Origin of the sequence: Pseudarthrobacter sp. efr-133-R2A-89, assembly GCF_030209315.1 — a bacterium.
Taxonomy (GTDB): Bacteria; Actinomycetota; Actinomycetes; order Actinomycetales; family Micrococcaceae; genus Arthrobacter.
This window is the reverse complement of the sequence record NZ_JARVSE010000017.1, coordinates 1-14,310: the sequence shown is the minus strand read 5'-3', so window position 1 is coordinate 14,310 and position 14,310 is coordinate 1. Positions and strand designations below refer to the sequence as shown.

Here is a 14,310-nt window from a genome sequence, read left to right as displayed (position 1 = left end):
AGGCATCAGCGGCAGGCGGGGGCACCATTGAAGAAAAAAGCGGCCCAAGGTACGCAGGTACGCACTAAGGACAGGAAGTGCGCAAGTCCTTCGGCTTCTCCTCATGACATGGAGCCGGAGCGTGCGCACGCCCTGCCCTGTTCTGCTCATGGTTACTGAAACAGGACTGCCTTACATCGTCAGCTGAGGCTGAAGGAGACTGTTGCGGGCTGCGATCCGCAGCAGTCTCCTTCGTGTTCCCTGCCAACATACGATCTGGGTTCTGGTCGTGGCTAGGCTGGTATCAAAATCCAAGGTTCCCGCAACGTAACACCTGATCAGCGTTCCAGCCCGGAAGGCGATCGAGAACGGAACTGGCACGCCTCAGGCAACGCTTTGGTTAAGGAGCTCAAAGCGTCTGTCCGACCGTGCACCGCCCTAACTAGGGCTAACAGGCATAGTCTTGCGTGGAGGATCCCTTGCGTACCGCCTCGCGGACGGGAACCGTGCCGCTGGAAGCCAGCCCGCCAGCACTGTTATTGCCGTAAACAACGTTTTCCAGCGCCCGCTGGGAAGCGCTTCGTGCGGCGTATTTCAATGTCCGCCGTGGAGAAGCCTTCCGTGCGTTCCACGAGGAGTTTGATGTCCACCGCGACGGCAGGGATGAAGCGCTGCCACATGTCTTCGGGCGCCTGGCGGTTGGGCAATGCGGATGACACAGTCGAAGCGGCCGCGGCGCAGACCGGATCATCTTTAGGAGTTCATTGGTGACTCCCTGCAGCGGGGAGGGCGGGTCCTCGGCGCGCTGGGAGGGAAGAACTTCAACGAAGGACCGCTCCAGACGCGAGGCGATGGCTCTGGCGCAGGTGGTTTACCCCTGTGCCCGGCGGCCCGAAGAAGACCACGGCGCGCGGCGGCACGACATCGAATTCGTCTGCCAGGTCCGCATCGGCGAGGGGGCAGCACCAGACGGCGTTCGAGCAGTTCCTTTCATTCCGCGTGCCAGCCACATTTCCCAGACGTCCAGGGCCAGGACGCGGCCGCCGAGTTGGCCGAGCGCGCTGAGTACTTGGCGCTGGACGGGGATGGTCCGTTCAAGGTAGCGCAAGTTCTTTCTAAGGGGGAAGCCGCGTCCCAGGAACTCTTTGTAGCAGGTTTCGGATTCCGGCATCTAGGCAGAGAGCTTGTTGAGCCCGTGCGGGGCCATGCGGGTTTCGATCGCGGCGAGCAGGGGGTGCCGATGCTTCAGCTGCGATGTCCGGGCACGGTGGCGAGGAAAACGATCCAGCAGTGGTCTTAGGCGGCGCGTCCAACTGCGGCCCGCACCTGAACACACTGCACACTCACTACCTCGTGGTCCTTTTCGCAGGATGCGAGGACTTTCGGAGAGCGCGTAAACCGGTTCGACACTTTGGGACTTGAATACCGCCCAGGGGTGCTGGCTCCCGTCAAGGTCTGATGAGTGGAAGCCCCTGATCTGCAAAGGTTACTCTGTCCAGTTCATAGGGTTTCGGGCGCAAGCTAATACTGAAGGTATTGGCCCCGACTGGGTAACTAGAAAGCGGCTGCAGGTAAAACCTTGCGGCGAAATTCTGCATCATGACTTCTAAAGATTCGACGATGCTAGAGCGATCCCATAACTTGAGGGCCTTAGACGGAGCCGCTTGTTGACTCATCGGGGGCCTTACATAAGCATTGATGGTTTCCGTTCGCCGGGCCGGCGCCCCGGATTTCGGGGGGCCTGTTGCGAAGGGCGTGCGGGCCCGGCAAACGGAAATTGTGCTGGGTCAGGCCGCTGCCAGCTCCTCGACCGTGGCCTTCTCGCGGGTTTCCGTGAGGTAGCGGGCGTAGGCGGGGAGGGTGAGGAAGGACGGGAACTCACGGCTGAGCGTGACTTCCTCGAAGATGTCGCGGGCGTCCTCGAAGCGGTCGCCGTCGAAGCGCTCCAGCCGGGCGAATTCCTCGTCCAGGAGTTCTTCCACCCACTCGTGGCTGATGATCTCGCCCTGGTCCGTGATCGCCCGGGCGAAGATCCACTGCCACAGCTGCGAGCGGGAGATCTCCGCGGTGGCGGCGTCCTCCATCAGGTTGTGGATGGCTACAGCGCCGTTGCCGCGAAGCCAGGACTCGATGTAGCGGATGCCCACCTCGATGTTGTTCCGGATGCCCTGCTCGGTGATGGTGCCGGTGGTGGCGGCCACGTTGATCAGGGCGCGGTCATCGGGGGTGACGTCTTCGCGGAGCCGGTCCAGCTGGTTGGGCTTGCTGCCGAGGACACCGTCGAACACTTCGCGGCAGACGGGCACCAGGTCGGGGTGGGCCACCCAGGAACCGTCGAACCCGTCGTTGGCCTCGCGGGTCTTGTCCGCGCGTACCTTCTCGAGGGCGTTGGCGTTGGCTTCCGGGTCCTTGCGGTTGGGAACAGCCGCGGCCATCCCGCCGATGGCCATGGCGCCACGCTTGTGGCAGGCCCGGACCAGCTGCTCGGTGTAGGCGCGCATGAACGGCTGTGTCATGGTTACCTGGCCGCGGTCCGGGAGGACGAAGCGCGGGCCGCGGGTGCGGAAGTTCTTGATCAGGGAGAAGATGTAGTCCCAGCGGCCGGCGTTCAGGCCCGAGGCGTGGTCGCGGAGTTCGTAGAGGATCTCCTCCATCTCGAACGCTGCGGTGATGGTTTCGATCAGCACGGTGGCGCGGATGGTGCCCTGCGGGATGCCGAGCAGGTCTTGGGCCAGGATGAAGATGTCGTTCCACAGCCGGGCTTCGAGGTGGTTCTCGATCTTGGGCAGGTAGAAGTAGGGGCCCTTGCCCTGGGCGAGGAGGCGGCGGGCGTTGTGGAAGAAGAACAGCCCGAAGTCCACGATGCCGCCGGCGATGGGCTGGCCGTCGATGAGCATGTGCTTTTCCGGCAGGTGCCAGCCGCGGGGGCGGACCACAATGGTGGGCAGGTCGCTGTCCGCCTTCAGCTTGTATTCCTTGCCTTCTTCGGTGGTGAAGTCGATCCGGCGTTCCAACGCGTCGGTCAGGTTCAGCTGGCCCTTGATGACGTTCCGCCAGGTGGGGGTCGAAGAGTCCTCCATGTCGGCGAGCCACACCTTCGCACCGGAGTTCAGGGCGTTGATGGTCATTTTCTTGTCCACCGGGCCGGTGATCTCGACGCGGCGGTCCTCCAGGCCCGGGGCGGGGGGAGCGACCCGCCAGGACGGATCATTCCGGATGTGCTCGGTCTCCCGGAGGAAGCGGGGGTCGGCGCCGGCGGCAATATCGGCCCGCCGGGTGCGGCGGGCCTGCAACAGATCCTGCCGCCGGTCGGCGGTGGCCCGGTGCAGCTTCGCGATGAACGACAGGGCGTCCGGCGTCAGCACCTCGTCCTGCCGGCACACGGGTTGATCGGTGCAGATGATGCCATTCATCGTGAGGCTGTCGGTCAAGCTGTTCATCTTGTTCTCCTGGGCCGGGGCTAATCGGGGAGCAGTAAGTGTCGTATTCAGAGGAACTGACCCTCTTCGTCCGTCCAACGGCGGATTCATAGGAGCATCGTCAGGGGGTTTTCCACGCGCGATTTGAAGGCGTTCATCCATTGCGCCGCTACGGCCCCATCGATGACTCTGTGATCTGCTGAAAGGGTGCAAGTCATAATGTTGGCGATGACCAGTTCCCCATCATTGACTATGGCCCGGGGTTCCGCCGCCCCCACGGCGAGGATTGCTGACTGTGGCGGGTTGAGGATCGCCGAGAACTGCTTGGTACCAAACATGCCAAGGTTGGTGATCGAAAAGCTCCCGCCCACCAGTTCATCTTGGCGGATCTTGCCGGCCTTGGCCCGTTCGACGAAGTCACCAATGGCGGTGCTGATGCTGATGAGGGACTGCGATTCCACAGCCCTGACGACCGGCGTCAGCAGGCCGCCGTCCACTGCGATGGCAACGGATATGTCTGCGGTCGCGTATTGCAGTTGGGCGTCCTCCGTCCAACTGACATTGGCCTCGGGGACATCGTGTAGGGCAAGGCCGGCCGCCTTGACAATGAGGTCATTGACGGTGATGCGCCGTGTGGCGGCGGTGTTGATCTGCTGCCGCAGTGCCAGGAGAGCATCCATCTTGACGTCAGCGGTGAGATAGAAGTGGGGGACGGTACTCTTCGACTCGGTGAGACGCCGGGCTATGGCTCGACGCATCCTGCTGTGGGGGACAGATACAGGTCCTACTCCTGGACAGGGTTGCTCTGCTGCGGCACGCTGCGGTGGGGTGGCGCGGGTCACGGTGGTGGGGGGCGAAGCTGTGGTTCCCGCGGACGCATCAACTGTTTCGGATGTCTTGGATTCAACCGCCTTTTCGACGTCGCGCCGTATGATTCGACCATTCGGACCTGTTCCGGCGATGGAGGCTACATCGAGGTCGTTGTCCTTTGCAACGCGTCGGGCTAGAGGCGAAGCAAAGATGCGCCCGTGGTCCTGGCGGTTGCCGGTGTTGACAGGCGGAGGAGTGACATCTCGCTCTTGAGTTAAGGGGCCTTCCCCAATGGGTGTGTTGGTTTCTGTCGCCTCAGCGGGGGTCATTTCGCTCGGAACTTGTGGGGCAGTACCGGAGGGGCTATCAGTGCTGTCGATCGGCTTCTGGACGCTGTCCAGAAGCGCAGCAACTTCTGCGTCGGTGTCACCGCTAGCCCTAATAATGAGGATTGGTGCACCAACGTCGACGTTGGTTCCTTCTTCCACGAGCAGCCGGGCGATAATTCCTTCGGATTCGGCTTCGATTTCGACGGTGGCTTTTTCTGTTTCCACCTCTGCTATCGATTCGCCGACGGTAACTTCATCGCCTTCGCGTTTCAGCCAGGTGGACAGCGCCGCCTCCGTGGCGTTCGCCATGACTTCCGGCATATTCATCAGTGCGGGCATTATCTTCTCCAGTGATTTCTTGGGGCTCTGCTAGAGGCCCTGGTCTTCTTTGATGGCCTTCAGGGCTGCAGCTATTTCGGGTCGTCCGGCGAAGGCGGCCCGTTCCAGAACTTTTGAGATACTGGGAGAGGCTTCTCCGCCTAAGACCCGCTGGATCGGGTAGTCCAGGTAGTCAAAGCACCGTCGTTGGATTTCGTCGCTGAGCCAGCCGCCATACGACGTTCCTCGGGTGCCCTGCTCGACAATAAGGATGTTGTTCGTCTTTTTAATACTGGCCTCAATGGTGTCCCAGTCGATGCTTGCCTTGTCGAGCCAGCGGAGATCGACGACCTCCGCGTCCGTTCCGGTGTCACCCACGGCATCAAGGGTGGGCTGGACCATCGCACCGTAGGTCAGGATCGTCAAGGCTTTACCGGTCCGACGGATGGCGGCCTTGCCGAAGGGGATCTGGAAGTCGAAGTCTTGGACCGGTACTGTCCCGGTGCTGGTGTAGAGGTCAACGTGTTCGATGATCACCACTGGATCGTTGATTGCCAAGGCGGCGTTCATTAGCCCGACGTAGTCGAAGGGCGTGGAGGGCGCTACTACTCGCCATCCGGCAGATGTAGCGAAGATGCCGGCCGGGTCCATAGAGTGTTGTGAACCGTAGCCGGTTCCCATGGCCACTTTAGAGCGAAGGACGAGGGGGACATCTCCGCTGCCGCCGAACATGTGCCTTGCCTTGGCGATTTGATTGAAGAGTTGGTCGCCGGCGACCCACATGAAGTCGGCGTACATGAATTCAATGACTGGCTTGAATCGGCCGTCCATAGCGATGCCACCTGCCAGGCCGGCAAACGCGTTTTCGCTGATAGGTGTCCCCAGAACCCGTTCGGGGTGTGCTTCTTTGAGCCCGCGGGTTGCGCCATTGGTTCCACCCTTGAGGCGGTGGACGTCTTCGCCCATGACCACGATCGACTTGTCGGCGTCCATGCGCGCCTGCATGACATCGGCTATCGCATCAATGAACTTGCCCTTCGCGAGCTCACCGGTGAAGGAGGACTCTTCCTCCGTCCTGGCAGATTCCAGTTCTGAAAGATCGCTGCGGACCCCGATATCGACGAAGGATGCGTCAGGCCATAGAGCTGGTCGGATGCGTCGCTTTCCGATCTTGCCGTCCGGGTCCTGTTCGGTCAGTTCCGTTACGGACAAGGTGCAAGCTTGTTTGATCTTGTCTGTCATTTGGGTGATGACTGCATCATCGAGATATCCGAGCTTTTTCAATTCCTTCGTCACGCGCACGATGGGATCGCGTTTATGCCAAGCGTTCTCCTCGTCCTTGGTGCGGTAGCCGAAGGCACTGCCAGGGAAAGGGCCGTTCTGGTGGAGGTAGCGGTATACCTCGACCTCAATGAGCGTGGGACCTCCACCTGAGCGCATGTGCGCAGTGGCCTGTGCCATCGCAAGGTGCACAGCCAGGGGATCCATACCGTCTACACGCCAGGAACGGATTCCGAATCCTGGGCCTCGTCCGGAGAGACGTGATTCAGCCGTGACCTCCGAAACGTGCGTGGACACGGCATAGAGGTTGTTTTCGATAAAGAAGCAAAGTGGCAACTTCCAAGCCGCCGCAAGGTTCATGGTTTCCAGGACGGAACCTATATTCGTTGCCCCGTCACCGAAGTAGGAAACGGTAATGTCGGTCCCTGCGTCGGACGTAGGGGCATGCTTTTGCGCCCAGGCGTTGCCGGCCGCGAGTGGGACACCTCCGCCGACAATGGCGTTCGTGCCAAGCGCCCCCGCTTCCATCCACTGCAGGTGCATGGATCCGCCTCGTCCATGGCTGAAACCCTGGTCCAGGCCGAGAATTTCTGCCAAGGTCCGCTGAAGATATGCCTGGACCTCTGCGCTTACCGGGTCCACCGGATCCATGGTGCCACCGGTGGTGCGCGCCAGATAAGCAAGCCCTTTGGCGAGGAACTGGTGGTGGCCGCGGTGAGAACCGTTGACGCCATCGCCGGGGCGCAGCATCACTGCAGAGCCTACAGCGCCACCTTCCTGCCCAATGCTTGAGTGTGCGGGGCCATGGACAAGGCCTTCGGCAGTGAGCTCCAGCACAGATTCTTCAAAAGATCGGATGATCTGCATTTGTACAAGCATCGTTTTCAGCAAGGACGGATCAGCTTTTTTCCAGTCTTGGGCCGTCGTGGCCAACTCAAGCCATTCCACATCAGGGGACAGGGGTTTGCTGCGTGACATTGATTTCTCCACGGGTATGAAAAGTCCTCGGACGGCATGACTTAGCGCACAAGACGAGGATTTAGTGCCCGTGACCTCCGTTTGCCCGCTTGCGAACAACAGCTAACGGGTAGGTCTAGAAGCGGAGTACCGAATGGGTCCGTCGGCGGGTGGCATTCATGTGTTCCTCATCCTTAAGGGCCCCTAATACGTGCCTCATTGGACGATAAGCAATACTCGCATGGTCCAAGGATCATGGTCAACATGTGGAACCAAATTCATTTAGTGAAAGTTTGGGTTTAGGGACTTGTCTTGGACGAATCGCAGGTTCGCTCCATCACGCACCAGCAGACGCGGCTGGGCAGGGCAGCGCGAGCCTCGGAACTTCCCCGGCCGAAGTGAGGATTGCATACCCACCGACGACAGCGTCACTAAGGCCTTAACCGGAATCCTCCGCGACGAACTCGTCGTTGTCGATGACCTCGGGCTTCTCCCAGTGGCCACCGACGCCGCCAAAGGACTCTGGAGAGTCATGGACGCCGCCTACTAGAAACAACGCCCAGCCGCCATCTCCTCGAATCTCCACCAGGCCAACTTCGACGGACTCATGCCCTGGCCGCGGAAACCGTGACCGGCCCCTGCGCCACGCATGCCAGACCAGCGGCGACTTTGTCGTCCTTTGAACCGCGCCCCGTATGCAGAAGCCGGGCGGATCACACGGAATTTCCCTCATCAGCAGTGACCAGTTCATCGGAAGACGATCCGCTGACAAATCGACGAAGGAACAGGAGAGCGCGCAGATCCTGCTCGCCAAGCTCTTTAGACGCAAAGAACGGCTTCCGTTAGCTGGGACCACTGGGGATGGTTGGTGCCGTAGTCCTCAAGGTTTAGCTCCAAGCCGCAGGATCGAGGGGGATTGCCTGCGTGGTCATAGGCTTTCCGACGGTCGGCGTCGTTTTGGTACTTCGATCGCTTCCAAGACCAGTGGTGAGCCTGGAAGGTCTACATACGCAAAGCCGCCGTCCAGGTCCACCCCGTATCCCCGGCCTGACTGGATGACGTCAAGACCAGCGTTTTCGAATTCTTCGATTGACTTTTCGATCGATGGCACGAAGAAGCCTAGGTGATGAAGCCCGTATCCATGTTCGGCGATCCAGTCGTGGTAAATACTCGGCCCTCGCAACGGTTGAATAAGCTCCACCTGGGGAGAGCTGCCACCAAGTGCCAAACGGAACTTGAACTCTCCTGGCTTGCCGCGGTACGTGGGAGTGGCAATGTTGTCCTGGCTGTAGGTATAGATACGCCAGTCAGATATGCCCAGGCCAGTCCACAGTTCGACGGAGCTCTCCAGGTCTTCAACTAAAAGGGCTACTTGGTCTACCCCTTGGCCGAGTGCCCTGACGAGACCTTGGGTAAGGTTTTCATTGATTGCCATTGTGCTGTAATCCTTACTTCCGGACCGATCATAGGATGAGCCGTTTCAGCTCAGTTGGCCGCCCATGCCCTTCGAGCAAATTTCCTTTTTGGTGTCTTACGACGTTTGGAAGGAGCGTGCCCCCTTACTTAATAGCTCCCATTGCGAGGGCGCGCACTAGCTGCTTCTGTGCGAAGCAACCGGCGATGACCACCGGGAAGACGGCCACCGGGAAGACGGCCACCGTTGAAGCAGCGGAAAGTACGGATAGGAATAGTCCCCGTCCGTCAACGACGCTCGACAGGAACGGGGGTGCAATTCTGGCCATCGAGGACGTCAGCAGGTTCGCCAAGAACTATTCGTTCCAAGCGAAAATGAAGCAGATGAGGCCTGCCGCAGCCACACCACGTAGGACGGCTGGCGGCACGACCTTAAATAGCTCTGCACGTAGATTGGCGCCATGAATTTGCCCAGTCTGGACGATCTCGATTGGCACCTCTGAGAAGAAGGAGCGTGCAGGCCCTAAGTAATGCGGCGGTAAACACTGCTGAGAGGCTGCTAGCAGCGATCTTCGTGAAGTGTAGGTTCTTCATTGGATCCTCTCTATGCGTAGGGCAGGCGCCCTCGTGGTGTCACGATACTGGGAAAACACTGTAATAACAATCACTATTTTGACTCTATTTCATAATATGAAATTCAGCTGCCTGGAAGCGGGGAATTTTGGCTCCAAGCCGCACGGATTGCACAGCTCTAACCACCCGGACCGGAGAGGAGGAGAGGGTCGAACATACAACTGGGAAGGCCGCTTTTCCTGCTGCCCGGACCGGTTCATCGGCGTCGGCGCCCATCCCCGGGCATCGGGGCCCGTTCTGACCGTCACCGGCCCGGACCATGTCGAGGCAGCAAATGGGGGATGCTCTGCGGGACCAGCGGAGGAAACAGGATTGCGGTCTCAGAGTCCCTTGCCCGAGGGCGAAACAAGGATCTTTACGGCAGTTTCGCTGTGGTGGATCAGGGTGTTGAAGCCCTCTTGGATCAGCCCGTCAAGGCCGATCTTATGCGTCACGAACGGCTCAAGGTCAATTCTTCCCGAGCCCAGCAGTTCGATGACGGCGGGGTAGGAATTGACGTACGCGAAGGCACCACGTAGATCGATTTCCTTTACGACAAGTTTAAATAAGTCGATGGCCGCCCGATCTCCCCAAATTCCGATAACGACCAGGGTTCCGGCCGGGCGGAGAGCGTCAATAAGGGTATCCAGGACTGCTTGTGCACTGCTGCATTCAAATGCCACGTCGGCGCCCCGGCCCTTGGTTAGCCTGCGAACTTCCTCGGCTACGTCGACCTCCCTGGGGTCCAAAACGTGATCGGCGACCCCCGCGTCCGAGGCCTTCTTCCGGCGCAGGGAACTGAGCTCTGAAACGATGACGGTGACGCCCAAAGCCTTTAACAGGGCGGACGTCAGCAGACCGATCGGGCCGGCGCCCCCAACGAGGGCAAGTTGTCCGGCTTTAGCCCCGGATCGCTCTACGGCGTGGTATCCCACGGATATTTGCCACTCAGCAAGGAAAATGCCGGGCCGAACTCTTCAAGATCGGATCCATGGTGCAGAAAACCTCTACTGGCCCCGAGAAGTTCGGCGGTGGCCGCCAGGTCACAAACGCCTCAAGAGACCTGACCCATCACTGCTGTTTGCACAATAGGCCACGTGCGCCTCAGTTGACGCTGAGCGTGGCGGTAGTTTCAGCGAGCCTGGCGATAAGGTCTTGCTTCGTATCCACAAACCTCGTGGAGGGTGATGAGATCGTGATGCAGGCGACTACGTGCTCGGACTGAAAGATCGGAAAGCAGACGCAGTCCACTCCGAGTTGAAACTCTTGTTGATCGAAAGAATAACCGCGCTCACGTATTGCTTCGAGTTCCTGGCGGAATTCTTTCTTCTTTGTGATGGTGTTCGGGGTGAGGGGCGTAAAGCGCATCCGCTCTATTGCTGCCTCCCGGACATCCACGGGTGCGAAAGCTAACAGCAATTTGCCGCTTGCACGAGCATGAACATTATCGGAGTAGCCGGTATCCAAACCGACAACGCGGACTGCATGGGCACCTTCTGCCGTGGCCAGCACCTTCACAGCACCGCCGCGCCAGACGCTCAGATAGGTGGTTTCTCCAGTGCTTTGCGCCAGGGAGTTGATGGCCCGCGAATAGTTGGAGGGTACAACGTCCGCCCGCGCATACGCGTCCGAGATGATCGCAGCCCTCGGTCCAAGGCGGAAGTAGCGCCGATCGTCCTTTGTCACCATGCCCTCGGCCGCAAGCGTGGTAAGCAAGTGGTAGGTAGTGGGTAGGGACAGTCCGAAGCGCTCGGAGACCTGTTTGGCTTGAAGGCCCTCGGATTCAGCAACAGCAAGCAGAATCTGCACCGCGCGGCTAACCGACTGGATGCGGGTCTGACTCTTGAGGTCGGGGTCTCCCATATTTGTAACCACAGCTCTAGTCTACCTTTCACTATATTGAATTGCTTCATGTCGCGTTCCGTGGCGCCGTCCGGACGCCCCGCGTTCGGGTTCCTGTGTTGTCGCGGGTCGCCCCTGTGCTCCAGCCGCCGCAATTTGGCCACTTCGCCGGGTCGGGGGTCGCCGACAGGGTTCACCAAGAGCCTGCACACCACCACCCCCGTGGGCAAGCGTCCCCCACTAGCCTGCCCAGCTCCATCTTTTCATTGTGCTGCGATTCACATCTGACGCATATGACGCTACTATTTGAAATGAATTCAAGATAGAGACAAGGTTACTCCCGCAATCTTGCCAGCTGCCGTCACTGAGAAAGCAACGATGCTCCATGACTAGACCTCTGACATATCGTGCCGTAGGCAACTTGGACGGCCGCTCGTGCAAGGGCACGGCGAACAGGAGCCAACAGTCGGAACTACACCCTCGACTTGGGCAAGAGGATTCTGTGCGAGGACTCCTTGGCCAGGGCCGCCCTCCGGGCTGGTCCTGGGAACACGCTGCCTGATGGGCACTAAAAGCAGCAACGATACGACGCGTTTGTCGGCAGGAAGGATGCAGATGCAAAAGGAACAGATTGTAGTGGTCACGGGGATCTCCAAAGGGATCGGGAGGGCCATCGCACTACGCGCTGCAGCCCAAGGGGCTTGCGTGGCAGGCATCCACCGTGGAAGTGACCCGGAAGCTACCGAGCGTCTCTCAACGGAAATCTCAGCAGCCGGCGGCACACCGCTGATCTTGACAGGCGACACCGGGTCGACATCGGATGTCGACCGCCTGGCTGACGCTGTCTCGGATCGTTTCGGCACCATCGACGTGTGGATCAATAACGCGGCCGCCCTTCTGGTCCAGCCGTTTCTGTCCATGACAGATGACGACTGGATGGCCATTATCAATTCGAATCTGATGGGGTATGTCAGAGGTGCACGTGCGGCTGCCGCCGTCATGGTTCCGGCGGGGCGAGGAAGCATAGTAAACATCAGCTCGGTAGTGGCTGATCAACCACCCACTGAAATGACAGGATACGTTGTCGCCAAGGGTGGCATCTCGGGCCTGACTCGCTCGTTGGCTGTCGAACTCGGTCCCTTGGGCGTGACAGTAAATTCTGTTGCGCCCGGGGCCACCGAGACACCGCTGAACACCGATAGCTGGACGGAGGATGTGCGTGCAACCTATCGCGACCGTATTCCCCTGGGCCGCATCGCCACCCCGGAGGAGATTGCCGATGTCGCCTTGTTCTTCGCATCCGAGGCGGCACGATATGTAACCGGCCAGACGGTCTCAGTGGATGGTGGCCTCCTGCTCAACGGTTCCGTCGGCCACAAACGTCTTGCCGCGGCGGAGCCGGCGAAATGACCGTAGTTCTGGAAAATGAGCACGCAGAACTGGTGATGGACCCGGAAAGGGGAGGAGAAATAATACGCTTCGCCCGCCCGGGTGAAGACAACGGGCTGGCACACTATGCGTGGACGAGCCCCAACCCGCCCGATCAAAATATCCGTTACGGCTCCACCGAACTCGACTGGTTGGCCGGGTATCGTGGCGGATGGCAGGTGCTGTTCCCGAATGCTGGTGCGGAGTGCCTCGTTGAAGGCCTCCCGGTTGCCTTCCATGGGGAGGGCTCAATCTCCCGGGCGCGGGTGGTCGAACATACCGCCACCTCGTGCACAATGTCGATTGGCTCACGGCTCCCCCTCGAGCTGACCAGGACCGTGCGGATCTTAGAAGATTCCCCTACCGTGCAGGTCGAAGATGCAGTTCACAACATAGGAATCAGGCCTGCCTCCTTTATCTGGGGCCATCACCCGGTGTTCCCTCTCACGGAAGGAAGCGTGGTTGACGCGCCACCATCGATGGTTCAGATTGAACCCAGCAAAGCCGGGGGCCATCTGCTCCAATCCGGGCAATGGCCACGACTCAGTGGCCAAGACGGAACGTGGGAAGACCTGAGCCGTTCTCCTGGAGAGCAGACGGAGCGGTTGGTGTACCTTCAGGACCTCCCCGAAGGGTGGGCGGCACTTCGTCATCCGGACGGGCCCTCTCCAAGCATAGCGATGGCGTGGGATGTCAATGCGTATCCACACCTCTGGTTGTGGACTCTCGATGGGGCTGACGGGTTCCCTTGGTACGGGCGTGCCCGGATTATTGGGATTGAGCCCCAGCGCGCTTGGCCTTTTGATGGGTTGAAAGGAGCGATCGACCGTGGCCAGGCCCTAACTCTCGGGCCCGGGGGTGCGCAGTCATCCTGGTTCACTCTGACTCTGCTCCCTGGAGGGGGAAAGCCAGTGAGTGGCATGGATCAGGACGGAACGGTGCACCATGACTGACCGGATCATTGCGGCCGAGGCATGGCTGGTACAGCTGCCCATGCCCTACGAACTGGTGCTCGGTCCCATAACCTACAAAACCCGCGACTATGTCGTCCTGCGGTTGACCGCCGCATCGGGGCTCACGGGTGTGGCGGTGGGCTACACACGACACACCCCCTTGATCGAGGCCCTCGAAATCCTGGTCCCCCAGATAAAGGGCCTCGGGCTTGAGCCAGGCGAGGTGCAGCGCACCCTGAAAGGCCGTTTCTCTCCTGGATGGGGCTCGCTCGTCCGGGCAGCATCTCTGATCGACATAGCCCTATGGGACATAAATGCCAAGTCCAGACAGCAATCGCTCGAAGACTTCATGGGAACGCGGAACGAGCCTGTCCCGTTGATGGCGGTCGCCGGCTATTTCCTGGAAGCCAGAGGAAAGTCGGCCGTTGTGGAGGAAATCGAGCGTTTTGTCGCCGAGGGCTATAGGACCATCAAGCTCATCATCCCTGGCCATAACCTCGAGCACGACCTGGACCTGATCGGCGACATAAACCAGATCCTTCCATCCGGGGTCACGCTGGCAGCTGATTTCCATGGAGCCTTTCACTCCCTCGACGAGGCAGTGCAATACAGCGAAGGGTTGTCAGCTTGCGGACTCCGGTTCATCGAGGACGCCTTTCCAAGCTACGAGAGCGATATGGTGTCGGCCTTCGCAAGAGCAGCAGGCACACCTGCCGCTGCAGGTGAAGATGTAATGACCCCGGCTGCACACCGCGCGCTGTTGGACGGCGGCGTCAGTTACCTTCGGGCGGACGCGACGGCCACCGGCGGATACACCGCCGCTATGAAGAGTGTCGCCGCCGCGGAAGACGCGGCAGCCTGGGTCGCCCCTCATGTTTGGCCCCATATCCACCACCCGCTCTCACACACTTCAACTCGTGTCGCAATGATCGAAACCATCCCGCGATACGTAGGAGCCGACCCTATCGT

General features: G+C 60.0%; 9 protein-coding genes and 1 pseudogene. 2 read left to right on the top strand and 8 right to left on the bottom strand.

Translation table 11 applies throughout. The features are described from left to right. Positions 1-436: 436 nt before the first annotated feature. From QRM95_RS21120 to QRM95_RS20890, 8 genes and pseudogenes are all read right to left on the bottom strand, one after another. Positions 437-1,462 (bottom strand): annotated as a pseudogene (locus QRM95_RS21120) (GNAT family N-acetyltransferase); the annotation flags it as partial. Between the two features lie 304 nt (positions 1,463-1,766). After that, positions 1,767-3,419, bottom strand: coding sequence for a malate synthase A (gene aceB, locus QRM95_RS20920; protein WP_285249340.1), 1,653 nt, complete (start codon positions 3,417-3,419; stop codon positions 1,767-1,769). An 86-nt stretch (positions 3,420-3,505) separates the two neighbouring features. After that, the gene (locus tag QRM95_RS20915) at positions 3,506-4,876 is read right to left on the bottom strand and encodes a pyruvate dehydrogenase complex dihydrolipoamide acetyltransferase (protein WP_285249339.1); all 1,371 of its coding nucleotides are present in this window, start codon (positions 4,874-4,876) and stop codon (positions 3,506-3,508) included. Positions 4,877-4,906: 30 nt separating this feature from the next. After that, on the bottom strand, positions 4,907-7,114 hold the full coding sequence (locus tag QRM95_RS20910) for an alpha-ketoacid dehydrogenase subunit alpha/beta (protein WP_285249338.1): 2,208 nt from the start codon (positions 7,112-7,114) through the stop codon (positions 4,907-4,909). 418 nt (positions 7,115-7,532) lie between these two features. Next, positions 7,533-7,679 carry a hypothetical protein gene (locus QRM95_RS20905; protein WP_285249337.1) on the bottom strand — a complete coding sequence of 49 codons (147 nt, stop codon included), beginning with the start codon at positions 7,677-7,679 and terminating at the stop codon, positions 7,533-7,535. A 342-nt stretch (positions 7,680-8,021) separates the two neighbouring features. Beyond that, positions 8,022-8,528, bottom strand: a complete 507-nt coding sequence (locus tag QRM95_RS20900) for a VOC family protein (RefSeq protein ID WP_285249336.1) — start codon at positions 8,526-8,528, stop codon at positions 8,022-8,024. Positions 8,529-9,459: 931 nt separating this feature from the next. Beyond that, positions 9,460-10,053: a zinc-binding dehydrogenase gene (locus QRM95_RS20895; RefSeq protein WP_350223898.1), complete on the bottom strand. Its 594-nt coding sequence runs from the start codon at positions 10,051-10,053 to the stop codon at positions 9,460-9,462. 169 nt (positions 10,054-10,222) lie between these two features. After that, the gene (locus tag QRM95_RS20890) at positions 10,223-10,993 is read right to left on the bottom strand and encodes an IclR family transcriptional regulator (RefSeq protein ID WP_285249335.1); all 771 of its coding nucleotides are present in this window, start codon (positions 10,991-10,993) and stop codon (positions 10,223-10,225) included. Positions 10,994-11,521: 528 nt separating this feature from the next. On the opposite strand from QRM95_RS20890, the gene QRM95_RS20885 reads away from it, so the two are divergent. Both QRM95_RS20885 and QRM95_RS20880 read left to right on the top strand, forming a co-directional pair. Further along, positions 11,522-12,370: an SDR family NAD(P)-dependent oxidoreductase gene (locus tag QRM95_RS20885; protein ID WP_350223897.1), complete on the top strand. Its 849-nt coding sequence runs from the start codon at positions 11,522-11,524 to the stop codon at positions 12,368-12,370. A 963-nt stretch (positions 12,371-13,333) separates the two neighbouring features. Then, positions 13,334-14,310 (top strand): enolase C-terminal domain-like protein (locus QRM95_RS20880; protein WP_285249333.1); only part of this gene is annotated, 977 nt, incomplete at its 3' end.